The organism is Streptomyces flavochromogenes, from assembly GCF_000717595.1.
Taxonomy (GTDB): Bacteria; Actinomycetota; Actinomycetes; order Streptomycetales; family Streptomycetaceae; genus Streptomyces; species Streptomyces flavochromogenes.
The window spans coordinates 222,009-235,906 of sequence record NZ_JNZO01000027.1; the positions used below are offsets into that span (position 1 = coordinate 222,009).

The following is a 13,898-nucleotide window of genomic DNA, read 5'->3' on the forward strand; positions in this document are numbered from 1 at the left end:
TAGCCTGCGGACATGCACATCACCCGTACCGTCAACGCCGAGATCCACTACGAGGACAGGGGTGAGGGCCCCGCCCTCCTCCTCGTCCACGGACATCCGTTCGACCACACGATGTGGCAGCCCCAGCTCGATCACTTCTCACGCACGCACCGCGTGATCGCCCCGGACCTGCGCGGCTACGGCGCCACCCCCCTCGGCGCGTATCCCGACTCCACCGACCTCGGTGTCTTCGCCGAGGACCTCACCGACCTCCTGGACGACCTGGGGATCCACGACTGCGTCCTCGCGGGCCTCTCCATGGGCGGCCAGATCGCCATGGAGCTCTACCGACGCCACCCGGAGCGGGTCCGGGGCCTCGTCCTCGCCGACACCTTCCCCGCCGCCGAGACCGACGAGGGCAAGGCCGCCAGGAACGCCATGGCCGACCGGCTGATCGCGGGCGGCGCCGAGGCGATGCGCGGGTACGCCGACGAGGTTCTCGACCGGATGGTGGCCCCGTACAACACCCACGCCGCTCCGCACGTGCACCGCATGATGTGCGCGACCGACCCGGCCGGCGCGGCGGCCGCGCTGCGGGGCAGGGCCGAGCGCCCGGACTACCGGAAGACGCTGACGACGGTCCCGTTCCCCGCGCTCGTCGTGGTCGGCCGGGACGACTCGTACACCCCGGTCGCGGACGCGGAGGACATGCACGCGCTCCTCCCCCACTGCGCACTCGCCGTGATCGAGGAGGCCGCGCATCTGCCGAACCTGGAGCGCCCCGACGCCTTCAACGCCGTACTGGAGACCTACCTCCGCTCACTCGTACGGCCCAGCTGAACGTTCGGAACGGTACGAACGCTCCGACGATGGGGCCATGAGCCAGAACACGGCACCACCCCGCAGGCCCACGTCCTCCTCCGCCGCCTGGGCGAGCGGCGGCACGCTCTTCGCCGGCGTCCTCATGCTCGTCACCGGCTTCATGGACGTCTTCCAGGGCATCGCAGGCATCGCCGAGGACGACGTCTACACCCGAGTCGGCGACTATGTCTTCAAGTTCAACCTCACCACCTGGGGCTGGATCCATCTGATCCTCGGCATCGTGGTCGCGATCGCCGGCTTCGGGATCCTCAAGGGAGCGGAGTGGGGCCGGGTCGCCGGTATCGCGCTGGCGTCCCTGAACCTCCTGTTCCAGTTCCTGTTCCTGCCGTACCAGCCGTGGTGGGCGCTGTTCTCGATGGCCATCTCGGTCTTCGTGATCTGGGCGCTCGCGACGGACGAGGCGTACGGCAGCGAAGAGAAGTTCTGAGGGGGCGGCGGACGATGAGACGCACGAAGGCGGCGGCCCTCTCCCTGGCCGCCACCACCGCGCTCACCCTCGCGGTCACCGGGTGCGACACCGTCAAGGAGACGGCCGGCGACATCGTCTCCACCGCCACGGCGGCCGTCGCCTCGGCCGCCGAGGAGAAGATGAACGAGGTCAAGGACGGGGTGAACGCCACCGGCGACGTCAAGGCCGGGCCGACGAGCACCGACGGGGACCGGACGGTCGCCGAGATCACCGCGACCAACCCGAAGGACAAGACCGCCGACTACACGATCATGGTCACCTTCCGGGACGGGGACGGGAACTTCCTCGACTCGGTCGTCCTGAACATCGACGGAGTCGAACCCGGGAAGTCCAAGACCGGTACGGCGCGCAGCAATCGAACGCTCTCGGGCGAACCGACAGCGGAGATCGCGCAGGCCCTGAGACACTGACGGGGTGGACCGAGTCCAGACCGCGGAGCACGGGGAGACGGCGGAACCCGTGAACGACAGCCCCGCCGAAGCGACCCCCGAGCCGACACCCGAATCGGCCTCCGGGCCGGTCCCCGATCCACCGCCCCACCGGCCCAGGCACCGCGTCACGGCCTGGGCCGCAGGGCTGCTCATGGTGGTACCCGCCCTGGTCACGGCCTGCCGCGCCCTGAACACGGACGGGATGACCCCCGTCCCCCAACTCCTCTCGATCCTCCCGTGGCTCACGGTCCCAGCGGCCCTCGCCCTGCTCCTCGCCGCCGTGACCCGGCGCCGGATACTGACCTTCGTGGCGGTCCTCGTCCTGGGCACGACCGCCTGGAGCACCGTGCCGTACATGCCGCAGGCCGTCATCCCGTACGGGCTGCCGCTGGCCCGGGTGAAGGTCATCGCGGCGAACGTCGAATTCGGCCAGGGGACGGCGTCGCTGGTCGAGGCGGTGCGGCGGGAACGCCCCCAGCTCGTGTTCGTGTCGGAATGCGACGGCGCCTGCCGGTCCACCCTCACCAGGACCTTCGCCGAGGCGCTGCCCCACTACGCCTCCGTCGAGGGAGAGGGGTCGGTCGGCTCGATCCTGCTGAGCTCGTACCCGCTGCGCGACTGGCGGATGATCCCGGCGGCCATGGGCATGCCCGGAGCCACGGCGGAGATCGCGGGCGTGCCGGTACGGCTCCAGCTGACGCACCCGCTGCCGCCGGTGCCGGGACAGGTGTACCTGTGGAAGCGGGAACTGGGGCGGGTGAAGGACACCGTCGCGGCGCAGCGCACCGGTCCGATGCTGGTCGCGGGCGACTTCAACGCCTCGCAGGACCACGCGGCGTTCCGCGAGATCCTCGCGGCGGGCGGGCTCCAGGACGCGGCGCGACGGGCGAACCGGAGCCGCACGCCGACCTGGCCGACGGAGGGCCCGCCGCTGCCGCCGTTCGTCCAGATCGACCACGTCCTGGTGAGGGACTTCAGCGTCCGCGAGGTCCGCTTCCTGGACCTCGCGGGCTCCGACCACCGGGCGGTCCTCGCCGATCTCGACCTGCGCGGGCCGCGCTGATCGGCGACGCTGGAGGACATGGAGAACGAGGAGATCCTGGACGACATCGGCGCCCTCGTCGAGGAGGAACGCGCCCTACGGCAGCGCACCGGCGGCCTCCTCCCGGAGGAACGCGCCCGGCTGTCGGAACTGGAGGTCCGGCTGGACCAGTGCTGGGACCTGCTGCGGCAGCGGAGGGCGAAGGCGGAATTCGGCGAGGACCCGGACACGGCGGCCCTCCGCCCGGCCACCGAGGTCGAGTCCTACCGCAACTGACCCCGCGCCCGCCCCCCGCCGTGTGGGCAACCGGTCCGCAGAGGCGGTGCCCGCCCGCGCCCGCCCACCCCACGGAGGTGGGTACGTTGGCCCCCATGGCGCGTCCCTCCGGTTCCACCCGGCTCTCCCCGCCCGCCTGGCTCACCGCCGGGTTCAAGCCCACGCCCACCCCCATCCCCTGGGCCGCCGTCGGACGCGCCGCCGTCGCCCTGTCCGCGCCGCTCGCCGTCGGACTGGCCGCCGGGCAGCCGGCCTACGGGGCACTCGTGTCGATGGGCGCGCTCTCCGGGGTCATCGGCGACACCGCCGACGCCTACCGGATGCGGATCCTCAACATCGCCGTGCCGCAGCTCTTCGGCGCCGTCGGAGTCACCCTCGGAACCCTCGTCTTCGGGCACGGTTGGGTCGCCGTCGCCGTGCTCACGCTCGTCGCGCTCGTCTCCGGAATGATCTCCTCGATCGGCGCCGTCGCCTCCGTCTCCGGACTGCTCCTGCTCCTCAACGCCGTCGTCGGGGCCGGGCTCCCCATGCCCGACCCCTGGTGGAAGGCGCCCCTGCTGCTCGGCCTCGGCGGGCTGTTCGTCCTTGTCCTCACCCTGCTCGGCTGGCCCTTCCGCCGCGCCGCGCCCGAGCGGTCCGCCGTCGCCGCGACCTACCGTTCCGTCGCCGAGCTGTACGAGGCCACCGGCACCCCCGCGTACGACGAGAAGCGACAGGCCGTCACCGCCTCCCTCAACCAGTCCTACGACCTCGTCCTCGCCCGCCGGGCCCGCCAGCACGGCCGCGCGCCCTCCCTCGTCCGGCTGCTCGCGCAGCTGAACGTCGCCGTCCCCCTCGTCGAGGCCGCCCCCGCCGCCCACCTGCGCGCCCAGCTCCACGGCCCCCTGTCCGACACGATCCCCGCGGCCGTGCGCGAACTCGCCGACGCCGTCGAGGAGGGCCGCACCGGGGCACCCGTACTCGATCTGCCGACCCCCGAACGGCCCGCCGAGAAGGCCGTCGACCACGCCCTGCGGTACGCCGCCGCCGTCGTCCACAAGGCCGAGCCCGACGCCTACAACGTCGACGACCGGCTGGGCCGCCCCGCCGCGCTCCGGGTCCGCGTCCGCCGGGCCGCCCGCGCCGCCCTGTTCTCCGAGGCGTCCTGGCGGTACGGACTCCGTCTCGCCCTGTGCATCGGGCTGGCGCAGGCGCTCGTCTCCCTGATCCCCGTACCCCGCTCGTACTGGGTCGCGCTGACCGTCACCTTCGTCATGAAGCCCGACTTCGGCTCGGTCTTCTCCCGCGCCGTGCTTCGCGCCTTCGGCACCGCCGCCGGGCTCCTCCTCGCCGCCCTCGTGCTCGCCGAGGTGCCGCGCGGCTGGTGGGACGTCCCCGTGATGTGCGTGCTCGCCGCCCTCATCCCGGCCTTCTCAGAGAAGGGGTACGCGTTCCAGACGGCGGCCATCACCCCGGTGATCCTGCTGCTCTCCGACACCCTCAACCAGCAGGGCTTCGACCTGGTCATGCCCCGCCTGTACGACTCCCTGATCGGCTGCGGCATCGCGCTGATCGCCGGCTACCTCCTCTGGCCCGAGTCCTGGCACTCCCGGATCGGCGACCGGCTCGCGGACGCCGTCGCCGACGCCGCCGCCTATGTGACCTGCGCGTTCGGAGGGGCCGAGGACCAGGGCGGGCGGCTGCGCGCCCGGCGGAAGCTCTACCGCGATCTCTCCACCGTCCGCTCCGAGTTCCAGCGCGCCCTGACCGAGCCCCCGCCGACCGGGACCCGCGCCGCCGCCTGGTGGCCGCTCGTCGTCGCCGTCGAGCGGATCGTGGACGCCACGACCGCCGCCCGGATCAGGGTCGATCACGGCGCCCCCGGTCCCGACCCCGCCGAGGTCGTCGCCGTCGAGCGGGAGCTGCGGGAACTCGCCGAGGGGATCCGGGAGTCGGAGACCCTGGTCGAGGTCCGCAGCGAGCTTCCGGGCGACGAGAACGGAGTCCTCGCACCCCTCCGCCAGGAGGTCAGCGCGGCCCGCGCCATCGCCGGTCCCGACCTGCGGTAAACCTTCCCCCGGGGGCGTACGGGAGGACTTACCGGCGGTCACGGAACGGAACCCTCCCCACCGCCGTTACCCGGAGCCATCCGGGCGACTACGATGCGCTCGATCTCACCGTGATCCGCGCCCGCCGCGGTCGGCAACCGGCCCGGCGGACGGGCCACTTCGTCCTGCCTCACCCCCCGCGCCCCGAGGACACCGCCATGCGCACCACCACGAACAGAGGGCTCCAGCCCAATGTCCTCGGTACCTTCGACACGATCGTGATGGCCGTCGCCGGCAGCGCCCCCGCCTACTCGATGGCGGCGACCACCGCCGTGCTCTTCGGAGCCGTCGGCTACGCGGGGCCCGCCGCCCTGCTGTACTGCGCGATACCGATGTTCGGCATCGTCCTCGCGTACGCCCGCCTCGGCCGGATCGACGTCAACGCCGGTGCCGGCTACTCCTGGGTGGGTCGCACCCTCCACCCGTTCCTCGGCTTCCTGTCCGGCTGGGCCCTCGTCTTCGCCGCCACCGTCTTCATGGTGGCCGGCTCGCTGCCCGCCGGTTCCCTCACACTCGCCCTGATCGACCAGGACCTCGCCGACAGCACCCCGCTCGCGGCGGCCGTCGGCGCCGGCTGGTTCCTGATGATGCTGCTCGTGGTCCTGGGCGGCGCCCGGCTGACCGTACGCGCCCAGCTGATCATGTCCGGGGTCGAGATGCTGATCCTGGTCGGCTTCATCCTGGCGGCCGTGGCGCACCGCGGACGGGCCACCGCCTTCGACTGGTCCTGGTTCGGCCTCGGCCAGTTCGACGGAGCGCAGGGCTTCGCCGCCGGCGCGCTGATCGCCGCGTTCTACTACTGGGGCTGGGACGTCACCAGCAACCTCAGCGAGGAGACCCGGAACAGCCGCCGCACCGCCGGACTCGCCGCGCTCGTCGGCGTCGGCTTCGTCTTCCTCCTCTTCGTCGCCGTCACCGTCGTCGTCAACATCCTGCTGAGCGCGGAGGAGATCCGTGCCGCGGGACCCAACGTGCTGGCCGTCATCGGCCAGGAGGTCTGGCCCGGGGTCGGCGGCAAGCTCCTCGTCGTCGCCGTCCTGCTGTCCACCGTCGCCACCCTGGAGACCACGCTCCTCCAGGTCACCCGCTCGCTCTTCGCGATGGGCCGCGACCGGACCCTGCCGTCGGCGCTCGGCGCCGTGCACCGCCGCTGGAACACCCCCTGGGTCGCGATCGTCGCCGTCGGCGGCGCCGCCCTGGTGCTGTTCGCGGCCGCCGCGGCCGCCGGTTCGGTGCAGCAGATCCTCCGCGACGCCGTCTCCGCGATCGGGCTGCAGATCGCGTTCTACTACGGCCTCGCGGGCATCGCCGCCGTCGTCGCCTACAAGTCGCTCCTCCTCCGCTCCGTACGGAACCTGTTGCTCGGCGGCGTCTGGCCGCTGCTCGGCTCCGCGTTCATGCTCTGGACCTTCGTCGAATCGCTCGGCGAGCTCTCCACCACCGCCCTCACGATCGGCCTCGGCGGCCTGCTCCTCGGTGTCGTCCCGCTGCTCGTGTACTGGCGCGGGGGCAGCGACTACTACCGCCCGGCCCGCCTGGACGCGGCCCGCGCGATGGCGGCCGCGGAGGGCTCGGGCCCGGCCACGCGCGCGCGAAGCGGAACCCGGGACAAGAGCTACGCAACGGATTTCTGATCCCGCCCGTCACCAAGAGCAGAGCCAAGAGCACGGGAACACAAGCGAGTCACCACTTCTGACGGCAGCCGAACCCGAAGGAGGCCCCCGATGGCCGTACGCCGCCGCTCCGCGCGCTCGGCACGTCAGGAGCGCTTCGCGCCCGACTTCGACCCGGACTTCGGGGACCGCGCCCTGACCGAGGCGCGCCACGACATCGTCATCGGCCGCTGGCAGGGAGTACGGGACCTGCTCGCCGCCACCGGTGACCACTGGGCACGCCGCACCCACCGGCTGCGGCTCCTCTCGCACGCGGCCGCCGGCAGCTCCACCGTGGAGACCTGGCGGGCCGCCGAGCCGGGCAACCCCGACGCGGCCGTGCTGCGGGCCGCGACCGAGGTGGTGCGGGTCTTCGACGCGGCCATCGCGGCCGGCCGGGGCGCGGCCGTCGAGCGGGGCCGGATCGACGCCGCCGTCGACGCCTGCCGGGGCGCGGCCGAGGCGGCGCCCGCCGATCCGATGCCGTGGGTGTCGCTGCTCTCGGTGGCCAGGCTGTACGAGGGCGGGGTGCCGCGCCGCGAGCTGCGGCACTGGTTCGACGAGTTGCGGCGCCGGGACCCGTACAACACGGAGGGCCACATCCAGGTGTTGCGCTACTGGTCGGCGCGGTGGCACGGGACGCACGGCAGCATGTACGACTTCGCGCGGGACGCGGCGGGGGTGGCACCGCCCGGCTCCCCACTGCCCGTGCTCGTGCAGGTGGCCCGGGTGGAGGAGTACCGGTACATCGCGGACGGGGCCCTCGGCCGGGGCCCGGTGCGCGGCTTCGACCAGCACTGGAAGCACGAGCTCGCGGTGACGGAACTGCGGCGCACGCACGCGCGGTGGATCGGCGGCCGCGATCCGGGGGCGCCGGTGGCGCCGGAAGAGGTCGGCGATCTGAACTTCCTGGTCCACGCGGCCTGTTACGCGGGCCAGGTGGAGATCGCGCGAGAGCTGCTCGGCATGCTCGGCGCACGGGCGGCGTGGGTGCCGTGGGCGTACACGGGGGACCCCGAGGAGCAGTTCGTACGGTTCAGGGAGGGCCTGGGGGTGGAGTGAGTGAACCACCCCGCCCCCCGGGCCGCTCCGCGCTACACGCCGATGTCGCGGCCGTCCGTACGCCACACGGCGACGACCGACGGACGGACGATCCTGCCGGGTCCGTCGGGCCACTCCGACTTCGGGTTCTCGACGGAGGCGCCGTCGATCTCGCCCGGGTGCTGCACGGCCACCAGGACACGGCGGTCCTGGATGATCGGGCCGCAGGTCTCGGCGCCCTTGGGCACGGTCAGGAACTGCTTGAGCTCACCGCGGCGCTCGCCCTGCGTGGCGACGCCGAACAGGCCGTCGTGCGAGCCGAGCTGGGCACCGTCCGTGGAGATCCACAGGTTGCCGTGCGGGTCGAAGGCCACGTTGTCCGGGCAGGAGATCTGGGAGACCTTCTCCTTGGGGTAGCCCGCGAAGTAGGTGGCCGGGTCGTTCGGGTCACCGGCGACCAGGAAGAGACGCCAGGCGAAACCGTCGGAGGACGGGTCGTCCCAGTTCTCGGCGAGCTCCAGGACCTGCCCGTGCTTGTTGAGGTTGCGCGGGTTGGCCTCGTCGGCACCGGCCTTGCCGGGCTTGCCGCGGTCGGTGTTGTTGGTGAGCGCGACGTAGACGCGACCGGTGCGCGGGGACGGCTCGACGTCCTCGGGGCGGTCCATCTTGGTGGCGCCGACCTTGTCACCGGCGAGGCGGGTGAAGACGTACACCTCCTCGGCGGTCATGCCGGGGACGTGCGAGACGTCGCCGGTGGCGAGCGGGATCCACACGCCGGAGCCGTCGAACTCACCGTCGGTGGGGTGCTTGCCGGTGCCGTCGATCTCGGCGGCCGGGGAGTCGCCGGTCAGCTTGGCGACGTACAGCGTGCCCTCGTCGAGCAGGGTCAGGTTGTGCTCGCGGGCGGCCCGCGAGTTCCCCTTCTTCATCCGCTTGCTGGAGACGAACTTGTAGAAGTAGTCGAACCGCTCGTCGTCGCCCATGTAGACGACCGGACGGCCGTCGGCGGTCAGACGGGGCTGCGCGGCCTCGTGCTTGAAGCGGCCGAGCGCGGTGCGCTTGCGGGGGGTGGAGTCGGGGTCGTACGGGTCGAGTTCGACGACCCAGCCGAAGCGGTGGACCTCGTTGGGCTCCTCCTTGAGGTCGAAGCGCTTGTCGAACCGCTCCCACTTGCGCTCGGTGGCACCGGTGCCGACGCCGTAGCGCTTGTCGGTGGCGCTGGAGCCGTTGGCGAAGTACTGGTTGAAGTTCTCCTCGCCGTGGAGGGTGGTGCCCCACGGGGTGGTGCCGCCGGCGCAGTTGTTGAGCGTGCCGAGGACGGTACGGCCCTCGGGGTCGGCCGAGGTCCTCAGGAGGTCGCCGCCGGCGGCGGGGCCGGTCACCTGGAACGCGCTCGTCGTGTGGAGGCGACGGTTGAGGTGGTGGCGGGAGACCGGGGCGAGCCTGCCCGTGCGGTGCTCCTCCTGGACGACGACGACCGAGAGGCCGTGCGCGGCCCAGGCGATCTCGACCTGCTCGCGGGTCGGGTTCGCGGCGTCGTAGTTGCGGAACATCAGGACTTCGTCGGTGTACTCGTGGTTCGCGACGAGCACCTGGCGGTCGCGCTCCCCGCGCAGCGGCAGCAGGGAGAGGAAGTCGTTGTTGTAGCCGAACTGGCCGGCCTGGGCCTTCGCCGTCTGCTTCTCGGAGTCGAAGGCCGGGGCGCCGCGGAGGATGGGCTCGCCCCAGCGGATGACCACGTTCTGCGAGTAGCCGGAGGGGACGGTCACCTTGTCGGCGGTGTTGGGCGCGACGGGGGTGAAGCGGAGACCGCGGGCGCCGTCGGCCTTGCCGGAGCCGTGGCCGGCGCCGTGACCGTGGCCGAACGTCTCCTGGCCGGCGACGGCCTCGGGCGCGTTGCCGAGCGCGATGGCGCTGCCGGCGGCGGAGGCGACCGTCACGACGGCGGCGGCGCGCAGGGCCGAACGACGGGAGAGGACACCGGCTATGACATCGCCGGCGTACTCGTTGTCGCTGGTGTTGGGAACCTCGTGGAAGCAGGCGTCACCACAGCGGTAACGGCAGGTGAGAGCGGAACGTCCGCCTCCGTGGGGGTTCGTGCTCAGCAGCGGCAGCAGTTTGCGCACTTCGTCCTCCTCCGGCGCACGCTGCGCCGACATGGTGTCGGGTAGACCTTCGGCGGCGACGCTATGTGCGCACATCTGCACAGGGACGGCGGCCGGGTGAACGACGAATGAATGCACGGCAACCGGGGGCGACCGGGTCGCCGAGGAGGGGAGGGGTGGCCGCTAACCTTACGTGTCCGCCCTGGCCAGGGATGAACGTCCCGAAACACCCAGTACGGACATTCACACGCACCCCACTCATGCGAAAGGGTTCGCCCATGGGTATTCGGAGCATGCTGCGCAAGGTGTTCGGCCGAGACCGCGAGGAATCGCCGGCAACCTCCGTCGTCCCGCCCCAGACGCGTGAGACCACGTCGACGGCGACGGCTTCGCCTGCGGAGACGGTCACGGCCGAGGCGACGGTCGGGGCCGCTTCCCCGGCCGCGACGACGACTCCGGCCAGGGCCACGGCGTCGTCCGGGTCCGGGTCCACGGACACCTCGGACGCGGTGGCACGCCGGGCGGCGGACGACCTGGTCGCCGCGTCGTTCGACAATCCGCAGATCCCGCGGGCCCGGGCGAAGACGCCGTCGGCCGCGACGGAGCCCGTGGGCAAGGTGGAGACGCCGGCTGCCGCCGCTGAGGTGACGGCTGAGGCAGACGCGCCCGCTGCCGCGCCGGTCGAGGCGGGCACGACGGACGTCGAGGCGACGGATGCCGCCGTGGAGTCGACGGAGACCGCGTCCACGGAGGCGGCCGAGGCCGGCGAGGTGGCGCCGGAGGCGACCGCCGCTGCCGAGGCCGACACGGCGAAGGCGGAGGCGACCGCCGACACCGCCGAGGCGACCGCGACCGCCGCCGTTGACGTGGAGGAGAAGCCGGAGGAGGCCCCCGCCGCCGAGGCGACCGACGTCGCCGCCGACGTTCCCGCGGCGGAGGCCGAGCCCGCCCCGGAGGAGCAGGACGAGGCCGCTGTCGTCGCCGACGACACGACCCCGACGGCGGAGGCCGCCGAGGAGCCGCAGGCCGAGGCCGGCGAGGTGGCGCCGGAGGCGACCGCCGCTGTCGAGGCCGAGGCCGACACGGCGGAGGCGACCGCCGACACCGCCGAGGCCGAGGCGACCGCCGCTGTCGAGGCCGAGGCCGACACGGCGGAGGCGACCGCCGACACCGCCGAGGCCGAGGCGACCGCCGCCGTTGACGAGCCGGAGGAGGCCCCCGCCGCCGAGGCGACCGAGGTCGTCGCCGACGACACGACCCCGGTGGCGGAGGCCGCCGAGGAGCCGCAGGTGGAGCAGGCGGAGCCCGAGGCCGTCGCGGCGGAGCCGCAGGCCGCCGAGGCCGCCGAGGCCGAGCCGGAAGTGACCACCGCCGCCGAGGTTCCCGCGGCGGAGGCCGAGCCCGCCCCGGAGGAGCAGGACGAGGCCGCTGTCGTCGCCGACGGCACAACCCCGACCGAGGAGCCGCAGGCCGAGGCCGAGCCCGTCGTCGCCGAGGCACCCGCCCCCGCCCCGGAGCCGGAGTTCGCCGCCGCCGCCGCGGAGGCCGGCACGGTCGCCGGGGTTCCCGCCGAGCCGGAGGAGGTCACCGTCCCGGCCTCCGGCGACGGCCTCCCCCCGCACCTGGCCGACGCCCACGCCGCCGCCGCCGCGCAGCTGCAGGCGCAGGGCCTCGCCGGGGCCCGGGCCGCCGTGTACCTCGTGGTCGACCGTTCCGGCTCGATGCGCGGGTACTTCAAGGACGGGTCCGTGCAGCGGCTCGCCGAGCAGGTGACGGCGCTCGCGGCGCACCTCGACGAGGACGCCACCGTCACGACGGTGTTCTTCTCGACGGACATCGACGGGACGGTCGACCTGACCCCGGCCGACCTCACGCCGACCCGTATCGACGAGGTCAACTCCACCCTCGGTCGCCTGGGCCGGACCAACTACCACCGCGCCGTGGAAGAGGTCCTCGCCCACCACGAGAAGGCCGACCCGACCCGTACCGCCCTGGTCGTCTTCCAGACGGACGGTGCGCCGGAGTCGAAGACCGCCGCCGCCCAGGCCCTGGCCGAGGCGGCGGAGCGTCCGCTGCACTGGCGGTTCGTGGTCTGGGGCGAGGAGGACAACAAGGCCTTCGACTTCGTCCGGAAGCTCGACGGCACTCCTCGTACCGGCACGTTCTTCGCGGGCGCGGCCCCGGCCGGGACCGCGCACGCGGACTTCTACGGCGGCCTGCTCGCGGGCCTGGAGTTCTGAGGCTCCGAGAAGCAGTTCCACGGCGCGGGCCGGGTCCGGGATCTTCCCGGACCCGGCCCGCGGGCGTGAGCCCGGCAGAATCCTTTTCTCTTCCTGTGCTGCATTCGGGTGATATTCAGCATCCGCTGAGTTACGCCACCCCTAAGATCCATTCTCGTGACAGACAGTCAACATCCTTCCTGCGTAACGGACATGACCCACACCGCCGACGTGGTCATTCTCGGCGCGGGCCCCGCCGGGCTGGTGCTCGGGAACCTCCTCCTGCGCAGCGGCGTCGACTGTGTCGTCCTGGAGCGGGCGAGCCGCGAGCACGTGCAGCAGCGGGCGCGGGCCGGTTTCCTCGCCCCGCACACCGCGCGGGTACTGGCCCGGCACGGCCTCGACGAGGGTTTGCGGAAGCGCGGGCAGGATCACGGCGTCTGCGAGTTCCGCACCGAAAGCGGGCGGTTCCGCCTCGACTACAGCCGGCTCGGCAAGGGCGAGCCGCACACCGTCTATCCGCAGCACGACCTGGTGACCGATCTCGTCCGGCTCTTCCTCGGGGCGGGCGGGCGGATCCGCTTCGACACCGAGGCCGTCGAGGTGACCGGCCTAGACGGACCGCGCCCCTCGGTGGCCGTACGGGAGCCGGACGGCCGTACGGCGCACTGGCGGGCGCGGTACGTCGCCGCGTGCGACGGACGGTACGGAGCGGGACGCCGCTCGCTGCCGTCCGGCGCGGTACGGCACCACCACCGTGACCACGGGGTCTCGTGGCTCGGGCTGCTGGCCGAGGCGCCCCCGAGCCTCGACGCGGTCGGTTACGCCACGCACGCCCGGGGATTCGCGGGGCACATGGCGCGCTCGCCGGAGGTCACCCGGTACTACCTCCAGTGCCCGCGCGGCACGGTGCCGGACGACTGGTCCGACGATCGGGTGTGGGACGAGCTCGGCCTGCGGATGCGGGCCGAGGAGTTCGGGCCCCTGAGGCGGGGGAGGATCCTGCAGCGGACGGTGGTCGACTTCGAGTCGGACGTCCTCGAACCGCTGCGCCACGGCCCGCTGTTCCTCGTCGGCGACGCCGCGAGCCTGCTCAGCCCCTCCGCCGCGAAGGGGGCCAACCTCGCCGTGCTGGAGGCCGACCTCCTCGCCCGCGCCCTCGCCGACGACCTGCTGCACGAGGACTCCGGGGGACTCGACCGGTACTCGGCGCGGTGTCTCGAACACATCTGGCGCGCCCAGGAGTTCTCGCACTGGATGATCCAGCTCCTGCACCGTGTGCCCGGCCCCGACGGCAGCACCTCGCCCTTCCAGGAGGGGTTGCGGCGTGCCCGTATGGAGGCGCTGCGGAGTTCCCGTGCCCAGCAGGACTGGTTCGCCGAGAACTACGTGGGCGTCTGACCTTTCGTACAGCCACGGACGGGTCCGTCTCCGCACCGGACCGGGCCCGTTCCACGGCACCTCACGCCCCTCCGGCCCCGACCCGTCACCTCGGCCTCGCCCCGCCCGACCGCCGCCGCCCGAGCAGGCCCACCCGGCCCGGTGCTGCCCGTGCCCCTGCCCGCTCCGAGCCCGACCGCCCTTGGGGCCGTGGCTCTCCCTCCCCTGCCCTCCCCTGCCCTCCCTTCCCCTTCCCGTTCCCTCCTCCCGCCTGCCCCCGTTCCGCCGCCCCTTCCCCCTGTCTCTTATACACATCTGACGCTGCCGACGACTCC

General features: G+C 72.9%; 11 protein-coding genes. 10 read left to right on the forward strand and 1 reads right to left on the reverse strand.

Annotation, left to right across the window (positions count from 1 at the left end; all coding sequences use genetic code 11):
* Positions 1-12 precede the first annotated feature (12 nt).
* The 8 genes from IF00_RS0130920 to IF00_RS0130955 all read left to right on the forward strand — a co-directional run bounded on the left by IF00_RS0130920 (position 13) and on the right by IF00_RS0130955 (position 7,880).
* Positions 13-819, forward strand: coding sequence for an alpha/beta fold hydrolase (locus IF00_RS0130920; protein ID WP_030323743.1), 807 nt, complete (start codon positions 13-15; stop codon positions 817-819).
* 37 nt (positions 820-856) lie between these two features.
* The gene (locus IF00_RS0130925) at positions 857-1,288 is read left to right on the forward strand and encodes a DUF7144 family membrane protein (RefSeq protein ID WP_030323745.1); all 432 of its coding nucleotides are present in this window, start codon (positions 857-859) and stop codon (positions 1,286-1,288) included.
* A gap of 14 nt (positions 1,289-1,302) precedes the next feature.
* Positions 1,303-1,740, forward strand: a complete 438-nt coding sequence (locus IF00_RS0130930) for a hypothetical protein (protein ID WP_030323746.1) — start codon at positions 1,303-1,305, stop codon at positions 1,738-1,740.
* Between the two features lie 4 nt (positions 1,741-1,744).
* On the forward strand, positions 1,745-2,824 hold the full coding sequence (locus IF00_RS0130935) for an endonuclease/exonuclease/phosphatase family protein (RefSeq protein ID WP_030323748.1): 1,080 nt from the start codon (positions 1,745-1,747) through the stop codon (positions 2,822-2,824).
* An 18-nt stretch (positions 2,825-2,842) separates the two neighbouring features.
* Positions 2,843-3,079: a DUF2630 family protein gene (locus IF00_RS0130940; protein WP_030323750.1), complete on the forward strand. Its 237-nt coding sequence runs from the start codon at positions 2,843-2,845 to the stop codon at positions 3,077-3,079.
* Positions 3,080-3,174: 95 nt separating this feature from the next.
* Positions 3,175-5,127 (forward strand): FUSC family protein, encoded by a 1,953-nt coding sequence (locus tag IF00_RS0130945; RefSeq protein WP_030323752.1) that lies wholly within the window; start codon positions 3,175-3,177, stop codon positions 5,125-5,127.
* 197 nt (positions 5,128-5,324) lie between these two features.
* Entirely contained in the window at positions 5,325-6,800 is a 1,476-nt protein-coding gene (locus IF00_RS0130950) for an APC family permease (RefSeq protein WP_030323754.1), read from the forward strand.
* 90 nt (positions 6,801-6,890) lie between these two features.
* On the forward strand, positions 6,891-7,880 hold the full coding sequence (locus IF00_RS0130955) for a hypothetical protein (protein ID WP_030323755.1): 990 nt from the start codon (positions 6,891-6,893) through the stop codon (positions 7,878-7,880).
* Between the two features lie 32 nt (positions 7,881-7,912).
* Here the strand turns inward: IF00_RS0130955 and IF00_RS0130960 are convergent, their stop codons facing one another.
* On the reverse strand, positions 7,913-9,985 hold the full coding sequence (locus IF00_RS0130960) for a PhoX family protein (RefSeq protein ID WP_030323757.1): 2,073 nt from the start codon (positions 9,983-9,985) through the stop codon (positions 7,913-7,915).
* Positions 9,986-10,242: 257 nt separating this feature from the next.
* On the opposite strand from IF00_RS0130960, the gene IF00_RS47185 reads away from it, so the two are divergent.
* Complete coding sequence (locus IF00_RS47185) at positions 10,243-12,204, forward strand: VWA domain-containing protein (RefSeq protein ID WP_078944909.1); 1,962 nt, start codon at positions 10,243-10,245, stop codon at positions 12,202-12,204.
* A 192-nt stretch (positions 12,205-12,396) separates the two neighbouring features.
* A complete protein-coding gene (locus IF00_RS0130970; RefSeq protein ID WP_030323761.1) occupies positions 12,397-13,584 on the forward strand; it encodes a 4-hydroxybenzoate 3-monooxygenase in 1,188 nt (395 codons plus the stop codon).
* Positions 13,585-13,898: the final 314 nt, after the last annotated feature.

Coding starts and splice junctions, on each gene's coding strand:
- IF00_RS0130920 (WP_030323743.1), top strand. CDS start 13: ATGCACATCACCCGTACCGTCAACGCCGAGATCCACTACGAGGACAGG.
- IF00_RS0130925 (WP_030323745.1), top strand. CDS start 857: ATGAGCCAGAACACGGCACCACCCCGCAGGCCCACGTCCTCCTCCGCC.
- IF00_RS0130930 (WP_030323746.1), top strand. CDS start 1,303: ATGAGACGCACGAAGGCGGCGGCCCTCTCCCTGGCCGCCACCACCGCG.
- IF00_RS0130940 (WP_030323750.1), top strand. CDS start 2,843: ATGGAGAACGAGGAGATCCTGGACGACATCGGCGCCCTCGTCGAGGAG.
- IF00_RS0130945 (WP_030323752.1), top strand. CDS start 3,175: ATGGCGCGTCCCTCCGGTTCCACCCGGCTCTCCCCGCCCGCCTGGCTC.
- IF00_RS0130950 (WP_030323754.1), top strand. CDS start 5,325: ATGCGCACCACCACGAACAGAGGGCTCCAGCCCAATGTCCTCGGTACC.
- IF00_RS0130955 (WP_030323755.1), top strand. CDS start 6,891: ATGGCCGTACGCCGCCGCTCCGCGCGCTCGGCACGTCAGGAGCGCTTC.
- IF00_RS47185 (WP_078944909.1), top strand. CDS start 10,243: ATGGGTATTCGGAGCATGCTGCGCAAGGTGTTCGGCCGAGACCGCGAG.
- IF00_RS0130970 (WP_030323761.1), top strand. CDS start 12,397: ATGACCCACACCGCCGACGTGGTCATTCTCGGCGCGGGCCCCGCCGGG.